A 17,394-nucleotide genomic window follows, 5' to 3' on the forward strand; every position below is an offset into this window, starting at 1 on the left:
AGGAAATCTTCAATGAAAAGATTCATCCCGAGCCTGCTGGTGAGCGCTGTAAGTTTTGCCTCGATGGAAGCCATGGCCGCCGCCGATCTGGTGCTGGTCAACGGCAGGATTTTCACCGCCGATCGCACGCAACCGAAGGTGCAGGCGTTGGCCGTGGAAAACGGCAAGGTGCTGAAAGTCGGCAGCGACGCGCAGATCAAGGCGCTGATCGAGTCCGGCACCCAGGTGATCGACCTCGGCGGCAAGACGCTGATGCCAGGCTTGATCGACAGCCATTCCCACGCGATTTTCGGTGGCCTGGAAATGGTCTCGGCCAACATGGAAGACGAAGTCGTGGCCCTCGACGAACTGGAAAAACGCCTGCGCGCCTGGCGTGACGACGGCAAGGCCAGACATGGCGATGTGCTGAGCATTGCCGGCATGAGCTCAGCGTACTGGGCGCAGGCCGAAGCGCTGGGCAAGACCTTCAACCACGGCGAATGGGCTGACGTGCCGGTGGTGTTCACCGGCAGCGATCACCACACCGCGTGGGCCAACAACGTGATGCTCAAGCGCGCCGGTATTGACGCGGCGTTGCTCAAGACCCTGCCTGCTGCGGAACAAGACACGATCGGCAAACTGGCCAGCGGCGAGCCCAACGGCTTTCTGGTCGATGCCGGTTGGGACCGGGTTGCCGCAAAAATGCCGGTGCCGAGCCCGGCCGATATGCTCACCGCAGCCAAATCCGCGGTGCGCTTCAACAACAGCCTCGGCATCACCGCGTGGATGGACCCCGCCGCCAACGCCGCACCGGGCGAGGCCGTGTTCGCGCTCAAACCCACCGAGAAAACCGTCGGCGTGCTGCCGGCCTACAAAGCGCTGTCGGAAAGCGGCGACATGAGCGTGCACGTCGCAGCGTTGCTGGTCGCCAACCCGAAAAGCCTGCCGTCCGACCTCGACACGCTGGATAAGGTGCGTCTGCAATTTCAGGGCATCCCCAACCTGACCCTGCCCGGGGTCAAGATCTTCGCCGATGGCGTGATCGAGTACCCGGCGCAGAGCGCGGCGATGATCGACCCGTACCGCAATTCGCACAAACAGGGCGAATTGCTGATCGATCCGCAGCATTTCGGCGAACTGGTCAGCGCCATCGACCAGCGTGGCTGGTTGGTACACATCCACGCCATTGGCGACCGTGCGGTGCGTGAATCACTCAACGGCATCGAACGCGCGCGCCAGGATCGGCAGAGCGGCATCACTCACTCGATCACGCACCTGCAGATGGTCAACCCGAAAGAGTTCGCCCGTTTCAAGCCGCTGAACGTGATCGCCTCGATGCAATTGCTGTGGGCCAGTGCCGACGACTACACCACCGACATGATCAAGCCCTACGTCAGCGCCCTCGCCTTTCGTTATCAATACCCGGCGCACTCGCTGCTGAAACAGGGCGCGACGATTGCCGGTGCCAGCGACTGGCCGGTGTCGTCGCCCAACCCGTTCAACGCCATGGCCCAGGCCATCACCCGCGTCGGCCCGCTGGGCGTGCTGAATGCCGACGAGCGTCTGGATCGCGAAAGCATGTTTTACGCCTATACCGTCAACGCGGCGCGAACCATAGGCCTGGACCAGCAGATCGGCTCACTGACGCCGGGCAAACAGGCTGACTTCATCGTGGTCGATCGCGACGTGTTCAGCGTCGACGAAAAAGCCCTGCATGACACCCAGGTGCTGCAAACCTGGTTTGGTGGGCGTCAGGTCTACACCGCCACAAAATAACAACACTGTTCCCCCCTGTGGGAGCGAGCCTGCTCGCGAAGGCGGCGTATCAGTCGCCATCGATGCTGAATGAACCACCGCTTTCGCGAGCAAGCCCGCTCCCACAGGGGCTGTGAGGGTGGCCGAGATTGCATTCCCTCCACGGTTTTCGTACTGCCCAAAAATAATCACAACATCGGGACTTCTCCATGAAAGCCTTGCCCCTGTTCGCCCTCGGTTTTTCCAGTTTGCTGCCCTTGAGCAGCCAGGCGATCCCCCTGAACGACGATTTCGCCGTGCTGGTCGACCTGACCCTGGCCAGCGACTACCGCACCCGCGGCATCTCGCAAACCCAAAATGACCCGGCCGTGCAGGCCGGTCTGACCCTTGCCCACAGCAGCGGTTTGTACGCGGGAGCCTGGAGCTCCAACGTCGACTTTGGCGGTGGCCTGAAAACCCGGCAGGAAGTCGATTACTACGCCGGCTGGCTGTGGCAGGTCACCGAGGATGTCAGCCTCGATCTGGGTTACCTCAAGTACGCCTACCCCAAGGAAAGCCAGTTCAACCAGAGCGAGGTCTACGGGATTCTCGGCGTCTACGGGGTGAAGCTGGCGGCGTATTACTCCAGCGATGCGCCGGGGGTCGACAGCAAGCAGAGCTCGCTCTACACCTATGTCGGTTATGAAACCGGGCTGCCGTTCGATTCCGGGTTGAAACTGCGTTACGGCAACATGGACTTCAAGGACCCGCACCTGTACTCGGCGTCCGGGCATGGCGAGGACAGTTATCGGGAATGGGAGGTCAAGCTGACGCACAACCTGGCCGGGGTGGTGTTGGGCCTGAGCTATATCGATACCGATCTGTCGCAGAGCCAGTGCCTGAGTAACTGGGGGGTCAAGGATGTGTGCACCGCAACGGTGGTCGCCAGCCTGAGCAAATCCTTCTGACCCACCAAAGTACCCATTGTAGGAGTGAGCCTGCTCGCGATAGCGGTGTGTCATTCAACAACGATGTCGGCCGACCCACCGCTATCGCGAGCAGGCTCACTCCTACAGGGTTTTGCGTTGACCTGAGTGTTTGCTACAGGATGTTTACGAAATTTTTACTATTGTTCTTCTACAGTTACGCGCGTTTCCGCGCGTGATCTATTCGAGTAGAGGAATGTCTGTAATGGCTTTGGGCAAAGGACTGCGTTTACCGTCCATCACTTCCACCCGCCTGGTGTTGCTGTTTTCCCTGGCACTGGTGGCGCTGTACAACCTGGCGACCTGGAAGGCGCTGGGTACGCTGATCACCCTGCAAGGCGTGCACAAACTGGCATTTTTCGCCTCGTTCGGTCTGTTCCTGTGGGCGGCGATCACTCTGCTGCTGACTCTGGTGTCATTTCGCTGGACGTTGAAACCGGCGCTGAGCGTGGTCGCCCTGCTCTCGGCCTGCGCTGCGTATTTCATGAACGAATACGGGATCACCATCGACACGGTGATGATCCAGAACGTCTTCGAAACCAACCCGGCCGAGGCTGCGGCGCTGTTCAACGGCAAGCTGCTGGCCTACGTGCTGTTGCTTGGCGTGCTGCCAGCGGTGCTGATCTGGCGCTGGCCGGTGCGTTATCGGCCGTTCTTTCGCGGCGTGCTCAACAAGCTGCTGGTGATTGCCGCTTGCGTGCTGGTGATCGGCGCCTCGGTGGGCGCGTTCTATTCGACCTATGCGCCGATTTTCCGCGAAGAAGACAAGCTCACCCACTTCATCAACCCGACCAATTACATCTACGCCATCAGCAAATACACCAAGCAGCGCCTGGGCATCAAAAAGCACTTTGTGGTGCAGGCCATCGGGGAAGACGCGGTGATGAGCGCGAAAGCCGCCAGCCGCGAGAAGAAGTCGCTGATGGTGTTTGTGGTCGGCGAAACCGCCCGCGCCGATCATTTCTCGCTGAACGGCTATGCGCGCGAGACCAATCCCGAGCTGAGCAAACTGGACATCCTCAACTTCACCCAGGTGCACTCCTGCGGCACGTCCACGGCAGTGTCGGTGCCGTGCATGTTCTCGATGTTCCCGCGTGAGGACTACAGCGACAAGAAAGGCAAAACCTACGAAGGCCTGCTGGATATCCTGCAACGCGCCGGCGTGCAAGTGCTGTGGCTGGACAACAACAGCGACTGCAAAGGCACCTGCCTGCGCGTGCCGCACCGCGACATCGCGAAGAACCAGCCGGGGCCGTTCTGCGACGGCAACAACTGCCTCGATGAGGCGCTGCTGGCCGACCTGCAAAGCTACATCGACAGCCTCAAGGGCCACGCGATCATCGTGTTGCACGCCGACGGCAGCCACGGCCCGGAATACTACGAGCGTTATCCGCCAGCGCTCGAACGCTTCAAGCCGATCTGCCACACCAACCAGTTGGGAAGTTGCAGCCGCGATGAACTGGTGAACGTGTACGACAACACGATCCTCTACACCGACCACTTCCTCGCCAAGGTCATCGAGTTGCTCAAGCGCAATCAGGACACGCTGGATACCTCGATGCTGTACGTCTCCGACCACGGCGAATCGCTGGGTGAAAACGGCCTGTACCTGCACGCCGCGCCCTATGCATTGGCGCCGGAAGCGCAGACGCATGTGCCGATGGTGATGTGGTTTGGCAGCAACACTCTGGCGCAACTGGGGATTGATCGCGATTGCCTGCAAGGCAAGACCGGACAGCCGGACCTGAGCCATGACAACCTGTTTCATTCGGTGCTGGGGTTGTTCGAGGTGAAGACCGCGCTGTATCAGCCTGGGCTGGATGTGTTTCGCGGGTGCCGGCCATCCATGACGGCTGCGCAGTAACCCGGAGTTGCACCTATACCCTTGTAGGAGTGAGCCTGCTCGCGATAGCGGTGTGTCATTCAACAATGATGTCGGCTGATACACCGCTATCGCGAGCAGGCTCACTCCTACAAGGGGCTGTGGCACATCAAGAATCGAGTTGTGCCAGATAGTCCCACGGGTAGATCCCGCGTTGATGGCCGTCACTGAACACCAGTTGCACGCCGTAGCCCTGCGGGTTGATCTCAATCAGGCGAACACGCTCATCCACAAGCGGAGTCACACCTTTCAGGCGAAACGCGCGGCACTGCGAGCACGGGCACTGGCGGCGCAGTTCGGCGTGATTGAACAGCGATTCACGGCCGTCCGGCCAGCTCAGGCGCAGTGTCCGTTCGCTTTGCGAGTTGCTCACCGACAGCGGATTCATTGCAGCTGACTCAAGGCAATCCGCACTGCTTTGCGCACTTCCGGATCACCGTCATCCTGCGCCGCCTGCAACGCCGCCACCGCGCCGCGATCATGCAACTCACCGAGGGCCAGCGCAGCTTCCTTGCGCAGGTTGCTGATGCGATGGTCGAGGGTCTCGATCAAAGCGTCCAGCGCCGGTGCAAAACGCAAGCGACCGAGGCTGCGGGTGGCGCGCAGACGCACTTGCCAGTAGTCATCGCCGAGGGCTGCGATCAACGCCGGACCAGCGTCGCTGTGGCCGACCTTGCCCAGCGTCGTGGCCGCTTCTTCGCGCACTTGCCAGGCAGCGTCCTGCAGCGCTTGACGCAAGGCTGGCAGCACGTCGGCGCCGGACGCCAGACCGAGGGCGCCGGTGGCGGCGCGGCGCACTTCGGTGTCCGGGTCGGCGCTGGCCAGACGCGCCAGAGCCGGCAGTGCGTCGAGCTGCTTGAGCCAGCCGAGCACGCCCACGGCTTCGCGGCGCACGTTGGCGTCGGCATCGCTCAACGCAGTGATAGCAGCCGGTGCGGCCTCGGCGAAACGCAATTCGCGCAAGGCACGGAACGCGGCGATTCGCACGCTGACTTCAGCATGATCGGTCCACGGCAGAATCACCCGGCCTGCCGCCTCACTCTTGAGCAGGCTCAGACTTTGCGCGGCGGCTGCCTGCACTGCCGCAGACGGATCGGTCAGTGCCTGGCACAGCGCAGCCACTACCGGTTCGTCTTCCCACGCTTCCAGCAGCCGCGCAGCTTCGGCGCGGACTTCTTCGGCAGGATCTTCGCTCAGTTTTTCAACCAGCCACAGCAGCCCGTCCGGCTCTTCCAAATCAGCCAGTTCGATCAGGGCAATGCGCCGCACACTGGCATCGTCAGCGGTCAGACGCGGTTGCAGGGCGAGGATGTCGTCGTTATCGGTCACAGCAAAAAATGAGGTCATAGGGCAAATCGCGGCAAGGGGTTTTCGGGAGGCAGGCCGAGCGGGTTGAGGCGCGGCAGCGGGCGGGAGTTGTCGTGGCGCAGCAGGTCGAGACAATGGCGCTTGAGGCGGGAGAATTCGGTGCTGGTCACCAGTTCGCTGGTGCGCGGACGCGGGAAGTCCAGGCGCAGGTCTTCGATGATTCGCCCCGGACGCGCGCTCATCACCAGCAAGCGATCAGCGAGGAACAGCGCCTCGTCGATGTCGTGGGTGACGAACACCACGGTGGTGCGAATCCGTGTCCAGATGTCCAGCAGCAGTTCCTGCATGTTCAGGCGGGTCAAGGCATCCAGCGCGCCGAACGGCTCGTCCATCAGCAGCAGCCGTGGACGGTTGACCAGCACCCGGGCGATTTCCACCCGTTGCTGCATGCCGCCGGAGAGCTGGTCGGGCCAGCGCTCGGCGAAGCCGTCGAGGCCCACCAGTTTGAGCATTTCATCAGCGGCGCGATGGCGCTCGGTTTTACCGATGCCGCGCATCTTCAGGCCGAAAGCCACGTTGTCGCGCACCGTGCGCCACGGAAACAGCGTGTGATGCTGGAACACCATGCCGCGTTGTGGCGACGGCCCGGACACCTCGCCGCCATCGACTTTGAGGCTGCCGGTATGGGCGCTCAAGTGTCCGGCCAGTGCGCCGAGCAAGGTCGATTTGCCGCAACCGGACGGGCCGAGAATGCACACGAACTGGCCCGGTTCGATCTGGCAATCCAGCCCCTGCACGGCTTCGAAGGCTTGCTGCCCCTCACCGAGAACGATCGACAATTGGCGAATATCGATCCGCCCTTCCGGGGTTTGCATTGCGCTCATCAGGCTTTTCCTCGTGGTCGATGCCAGGGCGTGAACAGCCCGCCCAGGCGCTTGATCAGCAGACTGCTGCCCATGCCCAGCACACCGATCAGCAGCATGCCAACGACAATGTCAGCGTAGTTCTGAATGGTGTAGGACTCCCAGGTGTAGTAGCCGATGCCGAACTGGCCGGAGATCATCTCGGCGGTCACCAGACAGAACCACGAGGTGCCCATACCGATGGCGAGGCCGGTGATGATGCTCGGGGCGGCACCCGGCAAAATCACTTCCAGCAGGATCGCCCGGCGCCCTGCACCGAGGCTTTTTGCCGAGGCGATCAGCCGTGGATCAACGCCTTCGACGCCGTGCACGGTGTTGAGCAGGATCGGGAACAGCGCACCGGTGAAGGTGATGAACACCATCGACAGCTCCGACGACGGGAACATCAGGATCGCCAGCGGAATCCACGCCACCGCCGGGATCGGGCGCAGCACTTCCAGCGGTGGCAGCAGCAGGTCTTCGGCCCATTTCGAGCGGCCGATGGCCAAGCCCAGGGCAATGCCGATGATCAATGCCGCGAGATAGCCAGCGAACACGCGGCCGAGGCTCGCGCTCAGGTGCTGCAGCAGCTTGCCGGAGTCGCCCAGGCCCAACGCCGCTTCGATCACCGACAACGGGGTTGGCACGTTGGCGAAAGTGACCAGACCGAGATTCCAGTGGTGGCTCGCGGCGAGTTGCCAGAACAGCAGGCAGAGCGCTATGGAGGTTGCTCTGGTGATCCAGCGGGATTTTGGGATTTTCATGAATCGGGTTTCCATGTTTGGAGCGGTGTGATGGCTGAGATCGCCCCCCTCACCCCAGCCCTCTCCCCCAGGGGGGCGAGGGGGAAAGGGAGCAGATCTTCAAGCCTTTCAAAATCTCGGTTCGGCTCGATAGCGAGCAGATATTCATGATTTTCAAAAACTGAGTTCGGCTCGATATTTCAGGTCGGCTTAGCTCCCGCAAACACCTCGTTCAGTCCCCTCTCCCTCCGGGAGAGGGCTAGGGTGAGGGTGAGTTTTTGATCTTCAATTAGCGGGCAGCCACGGCCTGGGTCGTGGCGTCGGTAAAGTCGAAGACCTTGCCACCCTGCGCCGCCGCATATTGCTGGGCCTGGCCCTTGAGCAGAAACGCGCTCAAGCGGCCCTTGGCGTCGCTGGCAAACCACGCCTGATCAGCGAGCAACTTGATCCCGCTGTCACTGGCCTGCGCATACACCGCGCGGATGTTTTTGCCTTCCTGCTTCAACGCGGCCAACGCGGTGAAGGCCGATTCGGCGGAGGCGTACTGGCGTACTTTGTCTTCGCCGCGCACCCAGATTTCGGCGACGTGGCTGAAGTCGGTGATGGCTTTGCCGGTCACCGCATCCAGCGCTTTCAACGGCGTTTGCGCGTAGTTGGCGAGTTGCGCGGTGTAATCCAGGTTCGAGGCCTTGAAGGCGGCGCGGATGTACTGATCGTCGATGAAGGTGTTGAGGTCGAGGCCACGATCGGCCTTCTTCAGCAGTTTCAGGGTGTCGATCGCGGTGCCCACCGCCTGACGGTATTCCGGCTTCCAGCTCAGGTCGCGGGTCTGCACGCCAAGCGGGCCGTGGAACAGGTAGTTGACCTCGGCATCGACGCCGGTGACTTTGGCGATCAGCTCGCTGTACTTCTCAGGCTCAGCAGCCAGCAACTGATTGGCCTCGATGCTCGCCCGCAGGTAGGCGACGACGATTTCCGGGTATTTTTTCGCGTAGGCCTGATCCACCAGTGCACCGTGGAAAGTCGGCGCGTTGGCCTGAGCGCCGTCGTAAATCTTGCGGGCGAAACCACGGCTCGGGAACAGCTCGGCGAACGGCACGAAATCGGCGTGGGCGTCGATCTTGCCGGCCTGCAATGCAGAGCCTGCGACTTCCGGCGGCTGAGCGATGATGTTCACGTCTTTGAGCGGGTCCCAGCCCTGCTCCGCCACCGCGCGCAGCAACATGCCGTGGGCGGTCGAAGCGAATGGCACCGAGATGGTTTTGCCCTTGAGCTCACTCAGCGCCTGCACCCCGGACGCGCTCGGCACCACGATGCCGTTGCCACTGCCCTTGATGCTGCCCGACAACACGCTGATGAACAGGCTGTGCTTGCCGGCGGTTTCGAACGCCACACCGTTGAACGCGCCGGGGAAATCGGCCATGGCGCCGAAGTCGAGTTTGCCGGCGACCATCTCGTTGGTCAGCGGCGCGCCGCTGGTGAAGTTTTTCCACTGCACGTCGTATTTCGCGTCTTTGTAGGCGCCGTCGTGCGGCAGGTATTTGTCGAGCAGACCGAGTTCACGAATCAACAGGCCGCCGGCGGCGCAATTGATGGTGGTGTCCTGGGTGCCGATGGCGATGCGGATGGTTTCGGCCGAGGCCGACAGGGTGAATGAAGCCAGTACCAGACCGGCGATTGCTGCACGCAACATGGTGTGTTTCCCCTCGAATCATTTATTGGATGTTCGTCTCCGCCGCGATCAGCGCGGTGGGAAACGAGGGGGTCTGTAAATTAGCGTCCGGGGTTTCCGGGTAGCTTTAGGGTGTCGTAGATCTCTGTAGGAGTGAGCCTGCTCGCGATAGCGGTGTATTGGATGTCGATGTGTTGTCTGACACACCGCTATCGCGAGCAGGCTCACTCCTACAGGGGAAAGGGTTCAGCGCAGGAGATAGGGGATGTCGACTTTGACGGCGCCAGTCGGACAATCCTTCTCACACGGCATGCAGTACCAGCATTCATCGAACGCCATGTAGGCCTTCTGTGTGGCCGGGTTGATCGCCAGCAGGTCCATCGGGCAGACGTCGACGCACACGGTGCAGCCCTTTTCGGCGATGCATTTGTCCTCGTCCACGGTGACCGGGGCGTTGGAGCGGAAAAAGATTTCCTGGGCTTGATAGGCCATGGTTCGGACTCTCTTTTTGTGGTGTATCAAGCGGCAAATGCGCCGACCCGCAAGCGGTCATAGGCCTGCATTTCTTCGGCATCGAGCGGGATGATGTACGGCTCGACGGGTTTCTTGAAACTGGTCATGCGGCCGTCTTCACCCTTCTTCAGATGGCAATGGCAGAACCACTCACTGTCGTTGCGCTGCGGGTGATCGACGCGGTAGTGGTACAGGCCCCAACGACTCTCGGCGCGGAACAGCGAGGCGCGCGCGGCCATTTCGGCGCAGTCGCGGATCACGCTGGTTTCCATCGCGCGCATCAGTTCATGGGCGTTGTTGGCCTTCATCTGATCGAGGTCGCGCTCGATGTCGCTGAAACGCTGCAAACCGATCTGCATTTTCCTGGTCACTTTCGGCGGTTGCAGGTAGTCGTTGACGAAGCGCCGCAGCTTGTACTCGACCTGCGCCGGCGGTAGCCCTTGTTCACGATCCAGCGGCGCGTAGACCCGCGCTTTCTCTGTTTCGATCTGCGCGGCATCCAGCGCCGAGAACTCGCGTCCGGCGACAAAATCCGCCGCGTTGTGCCCGGCGAACCAGCCGTAGGTGAACGCGCCGAGCATGTAATTGTGCGGCACCGCAGCCATGTCACCCGCCGAATACAAACCTTTCACCGAGGTCTCGGCCCGCTCGTTGACCCACACCCCGGACGCCGAATGACCGCTGCAAAAGCCGATTTCGGAGATGTGCATCTCGACCATCTGCGTGCGGTAATCGGTGCCGCGATTGGCGTGGAACTGACCACGACTCGGGCGCTCGTTGCTGTGCAGGATTTCCTCGATGTTCTGAATGGTTTCCTCGGCCAGGTGATCGAGCTTGAGGAACACCGGGCCGTTGCCGCTTTCCAGTTCCTGGTGAAACTCCCACATCATCTGCCCGCTCCAGTAGTCGCACTCGATGAAGCGTTCGCCCTTGTTGTTGGCGGTGTAGCCGCCGAGCGGGCCGGTCACATAGGCGCACGCCGGGCCGTTGTAGTCCTTGATCAACGGGTTGATCTGGAAGCATTCGAGGTTCGCCAGCTCGGCCCCGGCGTGATAGGCCATCGCGTAGCCGTCGCCGGCATTGGTCGGGTTTTCGTAGGTGCCCATCAGGTAACCCGAGGACGGCAGACCGAGGCGACCGGCCGCGCCGCACGCAAGAATGACCGCTTTGGCCTTGATCACATGGAAGTCAGCGCTGCGGCAATCGAAGCCCATCACACCGTTGACCGTGCCCTCCTCGTCGGTGAGCAAACGGGTACAGACCAGGCGATTGGTGATGCTCACCCGCGCACGTTTCAACTGGCGATAAAGGACCTTTTTGATGTCGTGCCCTTCCGGCATCGGCAGCACGTAGGCACCCATGTGGTGGACTTTTTTCACCGCGTAATCACCGGTCTCGTCCTTCTCGAACTTCACGCCCCAGCGGTCCAGTTGTTCGATGGTTTCGAAACTGTGAGTGGCGTAGGCGTACACCGCCGCCTGATTGACGATGCCGTCGTTGGCAATGGTGATTTCCTTGGTGTACTGCTCCGGCGTCGAGTGGCCGGGGATGATCGCGTTGTTCAGGCCGTCCATGCCCATGCTGATCGCGCCGCTGCGTTTGACGTTGGCCTTGTCCACCAGCAGCACGCGCAAATCACGGTTCTTCTCTTTGGCCTTGATCGCCGCCATCGGCCCGGCAGTGCCGCCGCCGATCACGACGATGTCGTATTCCTGTTCCAAGGTCTTGCGGGTCATGTCACGCCCCTTTTTGCCGGTCGATCCGCAGGCGGTACTGGAACGCATCGCCACGGTAGTAAAGGTGTTCGAAGTCCAGCGGCTGGCCGTTGGCGTCGTGGGTCAGACGTTCGATGCGCATGATCGGCGAGCCGGCCTCGACGTTCAGCGCCTGGGTCAAATCGCTGTCGGCCAGCACCGCGTCAATCGCCAGATCGGCGTGGCCGAGGGCGATGCCGCAGTCGTTTTCCAGAATCAGGAAGATGTCGCGAGTCACCAGATCGGCCTTCTCCAGCCGTTCGCCAATCGCTTTGGGCAGGTAGGTGATTTCCAGCGAGATCGGTTCGCGGTTGATCAGCCGAACGCGTTTGATCTGCGCCACGGTCTCGCCTTCGGCGACTTGCAGGCGCTCGGCGACACGTTTGTCGGCGGGGATGAATTTGAAACTGCGCAGGCGGTTGATCACCTCGTAACCGCGCCCGGTCATGGACTCGGCGAGGCCTTGCAGGCTGCTGACGTTCTGAAAGGTTTTCGGCTTGGCGACGAAGGTGCCCTTGCCGTGGATCTTGAAGATCAGCCCTTCTTTCTGCAGATCACCCAGCGCCTGGCGCACGGTGATGCGGCTGACTTTGAACAGCGTGCCGAGTTCGCTTTCGGAGGGCATCTGGCTGTCTTGCGGGTATTCGCCATCGAGAATGCGCGCACGCAGGACGTCGCGCAGTTGGGTGTGCAGCGGGACGCTGGGTAAGGAGAGAACGTTATCGGTCATCAGGGATCACTTGTTATAACGAGTTATGACGTGATCTTAGAGACGTTATGACAAGCTTGAGAAATATTGTTTGGGCATAACCTTAGACACAGGTTGACCGGGACTTTTGTGGCGAGGGGATAAATCCCCTCACCACAAGGGTTTGTTTACAGAGGAAAATTCAGGGACGTTTGAGGATCTGGTCCATCACCCAATCGGTCTTCAGGGCTTGCGCGGCGACTGCCGGATGCTGCGAATCACCACGAATATGCGCATTCATGCCCAGCACGTGATGCCACTGAATGTGCTCGTGATGGGGGATCTCCAGGCTGATCTGCTCATCGGCTAACAGCTGAACCGGATGCTCGTCAAACACGGAGAACGCGATCCGACCCTGACTGCCGATAATCTCTACCCGATCCTCGCGCCGATCCGCCACAAAGCTCCAGCAACCCATGCCCAGCGCGCCCGAGGCAAACCGCCAACTGGCGCTGACCGCATCTTCCGCCGCATACAACCCGGCTTGCCGGGCGGTGAAACCGGCGACTTCAGCGATGTCGCCGAGCAGGTACTGGAACAGGTCAAAACCATGGCTGGCCAGATCGGCAAAATAGCCGCCGCCGGCCACGCTCGGGTCGGTTCGCCAGTTGGCGCTGCCGTCCAGATCCGCCGCCGACGGTGCCTTGGTCAGCGTCCAGCTCAGGTGCCGCACCTCACCGATGCGGCCCTGCGCCAGCCATTGCCGAACCTGGGCAAATCGCGGCAACGAACGGCGGTAGTAGGAAACGAACAGGTGCAGACCGGCATCAGCAAACGCCTGCTGCATCTCGCGGCTTTGCCCGGCATTGAGCGCCATCGGTTTCTCGACGCAGCAATGCTTGCCAGCGGCGGCGACTTTCAGGCTGTAAGCGTGGTGGCTGTCGGGTGGCGTGGCGATGTACACCGCGTCCACCTCGGGGTCGTTGATCAGTGCATCGACATCGGTGTAGGCCCGGGCGATACCGTGGCGCGCGGCGTAATCACTCACCGCTTCGAGTCGGCGGCCCATCACCGCCACCAGCGCCGAGCCGGGCGCCTTGTAGAAGGCCGGCCCGCTCTTGCGTTCAGTGACGCTGCCGCAACCGATCATGCCCCAACGCACCACGTCCATGCTCAACTCCCTGTGTTTGAAACACTCAGCCGATGCGCAACGCGCGCAGATCGAGGTGGCCGTCCTTCAGCGGCGGGCACCAGTAGTAGCCGCCGGTGATCGGTCGGCTGATGCGATACAGACCGTCAGTGATGCCGTCTTCCAGACCGCTCATACGCCGCAGTTGGGCCTCGAAGGCGTCCAGCGAAAAACCGAAGGCGAGGAACATCAGGCCGGCGCGATCACCGTCGATCCACGGCATCGAACGGCGCACGACGAACGCTTCGGGGGCGAAGCTTTCCTGGGCGGTGCGTTTGACGTGGGCGGAGACTGGCGCGTCGTCGATCTCTTCGTTGTCGCTCAAGCGACGGCCCATGATGTTGTCCTTGTCTTCGGCGGACAGCTTATGGAAACCCTTGAGGTCGTGCTGCCACTGCTGGATCGCGGCGAAGCTGCCTCCGACCAGACCATCAGCGCCCTCGCCCAGCAACGCGGCGGCAATCGCGGCGTCATCGTGCGGGTTTTCGGTGCCGTCTTCGTAGCCCGTCAGGTCATGGCCATCCTTGTGGCGGAAGGCTTCCTGCATGTCTACCAGGCGCAGCGCCGGGGCCAGCGCGGCTTCCAAGGCGTGGCAGCGATTGAGCAATTCGCCACGATCGACACCGTGCAGCCAGACCCACAGCGCGTGCTGGGTCGACGGGTTTTCCACGCCGACGCCGCTCATGGCCGGAAAGCTGCGCAGACCGTCGATTTGCACGTTCAGGGCTTTGGTCAGGGATTCACCGAAACCGATCACCGCCGACTTGCCGTCCACCAGATTCATCAGGTTGTCGATCGCCTGCGGCAGTGCTTCAACCGACGCAAGGGCAAAAAACAGATGACGTGCTTGCGCAGGAACAGGGGTGGCGAGAATGCCCGGCTGGTAGTAACTCATGTGAACTCCTTGGGAAAGTGCGCGGGAGTTTACCTGTGGCCGGAGGGTTTGTGGGGTTGAGACGCCAATATCGGAGTTCACAGAGTCCTGTGGTGAGGGGATTCATCCCCGATGGGCAGCGAAGCGGCCCCAACCCTGCAATCTCGGACTACTGAAATACCGAGCTTTCAGAATTCGCGACGGCTGCGCCGCCGATCGGGGATAAATCCCCTCGCCACAGTGTTCGTGTTCAGGCAGGAGATGTGTCATGCCGCCACGCACTCGGACTCATTCCCGTCCAGCGCTTGAACGCCCGGCGAAAGCTGCGCACGTCGCTGTAGCCGACTTCTTCGGTAATCCGCTCAATCGGCATGTCCGGATTAGCCAGCAGACTCATGGTCCGCGCCTGGCGCACCTGTTCCAGCAGCGCCTCGAACGTCAGCGCATGCTCGGTCAAACGGCGGCGCAGGGTGCGGCTGCTCATGTTCAGGTCGCCGGCGATTTTTTCGATATGGCTGCCCCGGCTCAGATCCCGGGCAATCGCCCGCTCCACCGCCTGAATCAGATCAAGTTTCTGGTGCACCTGCGCCGCTTCCAGCTCCAGCAGCGCCACTGCCTGACGCAGCGCCAGCGAATGATGATTGGGCAGGTTGACGTCCAGCCATCGCGCGTCGATCAGCATGCGATTGTGCAGGCAGCCGAAGCGCACCTCCGGCCCAAGCAAACGGTGGTATTCGCTCAGGTAATCCGGCGCGGCGTGCACGAACTCCACGGCGATCGGCTTGAAATCAACTCCGGCCAAGGCCCGGCCATACACCAGCAGGCTGGCGAAAAACTCTTCAACGGCGAACACCTGCACGTCGGCAAACGGCAAGCGACATTCGGCATCGAGGTGCACCTGATCACCCACCACATCGACGCTGGACACCACGATTCCGCCGGAGGTGTGCTGATGGCGGATGCCGAGGGCAAAGGCATCGCGCAAGGTCTTGCACAGCGACAGCACATGCCCGAGCAGCCCCAGCGTACCCAACACATTCTGCGCGCCGACCCACAACCCCAGCCCCTGATTGGGCAACACTTTGAGCGCCCGTTGAATCATCGCCACGGCCTGGCGGTAGGAAATCCGCTGCGTCGGATCCTGCAGATCTTCGAGGGTGAAACCCAGGCCACGACACAGGCTTTCGGGGTCGATGCCTTTGTTGTGCACGACTTCGGCGAGGGTTTGCAGGAGGAACGGCGAGACCAGCGCCAATTCAAAAGTGGGGTCTTGGACTTTTACGTTCATGGGGGCTGACATTCCGGATCACGCTTGATTGTTATTTTTGTAACCGGTTATGTCGAAGGAAGTTAGCACAGGGTTGGCCGACTGTCCGCAGAAGTCCCCCTAACTGTCCGCCAATACCCTGCCCCGTCGGGCGCCAAGCGCTTATTTCTAGGGTGCCGGACGTTCTGCGTACCGGCGCCACGTCCCACCACAATAATAATGAGGACAGCCATGAGCCCGAACCGCGCCACTTTCCCCTTGCGTCTGGCACTGACTTTGCTCGGATGCACCGCGTGCCTGCCGGCCCTGGCCACCGAAGCCGGCGTCGACAACATCGGCCCCGGCACCGACGGATTCTTCATGCTGCCGATGGAAGTCGACAGCCTGCCGCAGAACATGGTCGCGTTCAACCTCTACTACAACCATTACAAGTCGACCAAGCTCAACATCAGTTCGTTGGGCGGCAAGGTGCCGAATGTCGAAATCGAATCCACGGCGGTGATCCCGCGTATTGATTACCTGAGCCCGGTGCGCGTGTTCGGCGGACGTCTGGCCGGCTACATCGCCCAGCCCTGGCTGAAGCAGGAAGTCTCGGTATTCGGCCTCAGCGATACCCGCGAAGGCATGGGCGACACCACCGTTGCGCCGATCATCCTGTGGGACATGGGCAAGAACCTGACCCTGGGTGCTGCCGTGGAGATCACCGTGCCCACCGGCGAATACAGCGTCGATCGGCTGGCCAACACCAGCAACAATTTCTACACCTACAAGCCGCTGTTTTCCTTCACCTGGCTGCCGACCGACAAGACCGAAGTGTCGATGAAGACCACTTACAGCTTCAACGAGAAGAACAAAGACACCGACTACAAGTCCGGGCAGATCTTCCACTTCGATTACTCGGCCAGCTACAAGATCACCGACGATGTGATGCTCGGCCTTAACGGCTATTACCTCAAGCAGACCACCGACGACAAACAGTACGGCCACACCGTGCAATTCGCCGGGCAGGATGTGGATGACGGCGTGCGCGGCAAGGTATTCGCGATCGGCCCGGCGTTGCATTTCACCTTTCTCAAATACGCCAGCGCGGAGATTCGCTGGGCCAAGGAGTTTGACGTGGAGAACCGGCCAGAGGGGGAAATGTTGTGGGCGAAGGTGAGTATTCCGTATGCGTTCTGAGTGCATTTGTAGGAAGGTGCGCGCGGATTTGTAGGCTGGAAACCTGAAAAACAGAGTGGAGGAATAGGCCTACAACGGCGGTCGAGATTGCCGGACAACGGAGGGAAACGTCCGGCAGACTCCAAAGGGGCGCTTGCAGATACTGGGCTTCGTCATCCCATGGTTAGTCGAGAGCTCATGGGGTACATCGTCTGCCAGTGACGACAATGGGCCATTCCCCCTTAAACTGCTGAGATTGATCACGGAGATCACTATGAGCTTATTACTTTCCCCGTTTTACTCTGACTTCGAATCCGAAGAAGAGGCAGAGAGCTACGATCGCTGGTTTCGTGCCAAGGTACAGGAGGCACTCGATGACCCCAGCCCTGGCATTCCCCATGATGAAGCTATGGCAATGCTTGACCAGATGCTGGAAGAGATGCGCAGGAAGCGCCGCGCTGCTGCTTGAATAGAGCGATCAAGCTCTGAACGATCTGGCTGACATTATCGATTACGTTGAACAATACAACTCCAACGCTTCCGTGGCTCTACAGCACAAGGTTGGTGCAGCAACGCAAAGGCTTTCATCAATCCCCTATGGTTACCGGGCCGGTCGAGTGCCAGGCACTCGGGAAATGGTGGTCAATCCGAACTATCTGCTGGTCTATCGAGTGAACGGGCGCATCAAAATACTGACGTTAGTCCACACCCGACGACAATACCCACGAACCTCATCAACATAAAA

At 61.0% G+C, this 17,394-nt stretch carries 17 protein-coding genes; 6 read left to right on the plus strand and 11 right to left on the minus strand.

The annotated features are described in order from the left end of the window. Nucleotides 1-12: 12 nt before the first annotated feature. From AC3WMV_RS15325 to AC3WMV_RS15335, 3 genes are all read left to right on the plus strand, one after another. The gene (locus tag AC3WMV_RS15325; RefSeq protein WP_103367870.1) at nucleotides 13-1,755 is read left to right on the plus strand and encodes an amidohydrolase; all 1,743 of its coding nucleotides are present in this window, start codon (nucleotides 13-15) and stop codon (nucleotides 1,753-1,755) included. 188 nt (nucleotides 1,756-1,943) lie between these two features. Further along, entirely contained in the window at nucleotides 1,944-2,681 is a 738-nt protein-coding gene (locus tag AC3WMV_RS15330) for a TorF family putative porin (RefSeq protein WP_103367871.1), read from the plus strand. Between the two features lie 223 nt (nucleotides 2,682-2,904). Continuing rightward, the gene (locus tag AC3WMV_RS15335) at nucleotides 2,905-4,563 is read left to right on the plus strand and encodes a phosphoethanolamine transferase (protein ID WP_103367872.1); all 1,659 of its coding nucleotides are present in this window, start codon (nucleotides 2,905-2,907) and stop codon (nucleotides 4,561-4,563) included. 127 nt (nucleotides 4,564-4,690) lie between these two features. Here AC3WMV_RS15335 and AC3WMV_RS15340 read toward each other — a convergent pair whose 3' ends face one another. The 11 genes from AC3WMV_RS15340 to AC3WMV_RS15390 form a co-directional block, all read right to left on the minus strand. Continuing rightward, nucleotides 4,691-4,969: a DUF971 domain-containing protein gene (locus tag AC3WMV_RS15340; protein WP_103367873.1), complete on the minus strand. Its 279-nt coding sequence runs from the start codon at nucleotides 4,967-4,969 to the stop codon at nucleotides 4,691-4,693. Beyond that, a complete protein-coding gene (locus tag AC3WMV_RS15345) occupies nucleotides 4,966-5,928 on the minus strand; it encodes a HEAT repeat domain-containing protein (protein WP_103367874.1) in 963 nt (320 codons plus the stop codon). Before AC3WMV_RS15345 ends, AC3WMV_RS15340 begins: the two co-directional genes overlap by 4 nt. Continuing rightward, nucleotides 5,925-6,773: an ABC transporter ATP-binding protein gene (locus AC3WMV_RS15350; RefSeq protein ID WP_103367875.1), complete on the minus strand. Its 849-nt coding sequence runs from the start codon at nucleotides 6,771-6,773 to the stop codon at nucleotides 5,925-5,927. Before AC3WMV_RS15350 ends, AC3WMV_RS15345 begins: the two co-directional genes overlap by 4 nt. After that, nucleotides 6,773-7,555, minus strand: a complete 783-nt coding sequence (locus AC3WMV_RS15355) for an ABC transporter permease (protein ID WP_103367876.1) — start codon at nucleotides 7,553-7,555, stop codon at nucleotides 6,773-6,775. The genes AC3WMV_RS15350 and AC3WMV_RS15355 overlap by 1 nt, the downstream gene beginning before the upstream one ends. A gap of 268 nt (nucleotides 7,556-7,823) precedes the next feature. Beyond that, entirely contained in the window at nucleotides 7,824-9,227 is a 1,404-nt protein-coding gene (locus AC3WMV_RS15360; RefSeq protein ID WP_103367877.1) for an ABC transporter substrate-binding protein, read from the minus strand. Nucleotides 9,228-9,452: 225 nt separating this feature from the next. After that, nucleotides 9,453-9,698: a 4Fe-4S dicluster domain-containing protein gene (locus tag AC3WMV_RS15365; RefSeq protein WP_003225615.1), complete on the minus strand. Its 246-nt coding sequence runs from the start codon at nucleotides 9,696-9,698 to the stop codon at nucleotides 9,453-9,455. A 26-nt stretch (nucleotides 9,699-9,724) separates the two neighbouring features. Beyond that, a complete protein-coding gene (locus AC3WMV_RS15370; protein ID WP_103367878.1) occupies nucleotides 9,725-11,455 on the minus strand; it encodes a fumarate reductase/succinate dehydrogenase flavoprotein subunit in 1,731 nt (576 codons plus the stop codon). Nucleotide 11,456: 1 nt separating this feature from the next. Next, nucleotides 11,457-12,203, minus strand: coding sequence for a GntR family transcriptional regulator (locus AC3WMV_RS15375; protein ID WP_027613658.1), 747 nt, complete (start codon nucleotides 12,201-12,203; stop codon nucleotides 11,457-11,459). A 160-nt stretch (nucleotides 12,204-12,363) separates the two neighbouring features. After that, nucleotides 12,364-13,332, minus strand: coding sequence for a Gfo/Idh/MocA family protein (locus tag AC3WMV_RS15380; RefSeq protein WP_103367879.1), 969 nt, complete (start codon nucleotides 13,330-13,332; stop codon nucleotides 12,364-12,366). A gap of 25 nt (nucleotides 13,333-13,357) precedes the next feature. Then, nucleotides 13,358-14,245, minus strand: coding sequence for a Dyp-type peroxidase (locus tag AC3WMV_RS15385; RefSeq protein WP_103367880.1), 888 nt, complete (start codon nucleotides 14,243-14,245; stop codon nucleotides 13,358-13,360). Between the two features lie 229 nt (nucleotides 14,246-14,474). Then, nucleotides 14,475-15,512 carry an AraC family transcriptional regulator gene (locus tag AC3WMV_RS15390; RefSeq protein WP_103367881.1) on the minus strand — a complete coding sequence of 346 codons (1,038 nt, stop codon included), beginning with the start codon at nucleotides 15,510-15,512 and terminating at the stop codon, nucleotides 14,475-14,477. Nucleotides 15,513-15,722: 210 nt separating this feature from the next. Between AC3WMV_RS15390 and AC3WMV_RS15395 the strand changes: the two genes are divergently transcribed. From AC3WMV_RS15395 to AC3WMV_RS15405, 3 genes are all read left to right on the plus strand, one after another. Further along, on the plus strand, nucleotides 15,723-16,670 hold the full coding sequence (locus AC3WMV_RS15395) for a SphA family protein (protein WP_103367882.1): 948 nt from the start codon (nucleotides 15,723-15,725) through the stop codon (nucleotides 16,668-16,670). A 253-nt stretch (nucleotides 16,671-16,923) separates the two neighbouring features. Then, nucleotides 16,924-17,118 carry a type II toxin-antitoxin system RelB family antitoxin gene (gene relB, locus AC3WMV_RS15400; RefSeq protein WP_095136765.1) on the plus strand — a complete coding sequence of 65 codons (195 nt, stop codon included), beginning with the start codon at nucleotides 16,924-16,926 and terminating at the stop codon, nucleotides 17,116-17,118. Nucleotides 17,119-17,134: 16 nt separating this feature from the next. After that, entirely contained in the window at nucleotides 17,135-17,392 is a 258-nt protein-coding gene (locus AC3WMV_RS15405) for a type II toxin-antitoxin system RelE/ParE family toxin (protein WP_103367883.1), read from the plus strand. Nucleotides 17,393-17,394: the final 2 nt, after the last annotated feature.

Source organism: Pseudomonas sp. FW305-3-2-15-E-TSA4 (assembly GCF_058787295.1).

Coding starts and splice junctions, on each gene's coding strand:
- AC3WMV_RS15340 (WP_103367873.1), bottom strand. CDS start 4,969: ATGAATCCGCTGTCGGTGAGCAACTCGCAAAGCGAACGGACACTGCGC.
- AC3WMV_RS15375 (WP_027613658.1), bottom strand. CDS start 12,203: ATGACCGATAACGTTCTCTCCTTACCCAGCGTCCCGCTGCACACCCAA.
- AC3WMV_RS15395 (WP_103367882.1), top strand. CDS start 15,723: ATGAGCCCGAACCGCGCCACTTTCCCCTTGCGTCTGGCACTGACTTTG.
- AC3WMV_RS15355 (WP_103367876.1), bottom strand. CDS start 7,555: ATGAAAATCCCAAAATCCCGCTGGATCACCAGAGCAACCTCCATAGCG.
- AC3WMV_RS15335 (WP_103367872.1), top strand. CDS start 2,905: ATGGCTTTGGGCAAAGGACTGCGTTTACCGTCCATCACTTCCACCCGC.
- AC3WMV_RS15380 (WP_103367879.1), bottom strand. CDS start 13,332: ATGGACGTGGTGCGTTGGGGCATGATCGGTTGCGGCAGCGTCACTGAA.
- AC3WMV_RS15365 (WP_003225615.1), bottom strand. CDS start 9,698: ATGGCCTATCAAGCCCAGGAAATCTTTTTCCGCTCCAACGCCCCGGTC.
- AC3WMV_RS15370 (WP_103367878.1), bottom strand. CDS start 11,455: ATGACCCGCAAGACCTTGGAACAGGAATACGACATCGTCGTGATCGGC.
- AC3WMV_RS15390 (WP_103367881.1), bottom strand. CDS start 15,512: ATGAACGTAAAAGTCCAAGACCCCACTTTTGAATTGGCGCTGGTCTCG.
- AC3WMV_RS15325 (WP_103367870.1), top strand. CDS start 13: ATGAAAAGATTCATCCCGAGCCTGCTGGTGAGCGCTGTAAGTTTTGCC.
- AC3WMV_RS15350 (WP_103367875.1), bottom strand. CDS start 6,773: ATGAGCGCAATGCAAACCCCGGAAGGGCGGATCGATATTCGCCAATTG.
- relB (WP_095136765.1), top strand. CDS start 16,924: ATGAGCTTATTACTTTCCCCGTTTTACTCTGACTTCGAATCCGAAGAA.
- AC3WMV_RS15345 (WP_103367874.1), bottom strand. CDS start 5,928: ATGACCTCATTTTTTGCTGTGACCGATAACGACGACATCCTCGCCCTG.
- AC3WMV_RS15360 (WP_103367877.1), bottom strand. CDS start 9,227: ATGTTGCGTGCAGCAATCGCCGGTCTGGTACTGGCTTCATTCACCCTG.
- AC3WMV_RS15330 (WP_103367871.1), top strand. CDS start 1,944: ATGAAAGCCTTGCCCCTGTTCGCCCTCGGTTTTTCCAGTTTGCTGCCC.
- AC3WMV_RS15385 (WP_103367880.1), bottom strand. CDS start 14,245: ATGAGTTACTACCAGCCGGGCATTCTCGCCACCCCTGTTCCTGCGCAA.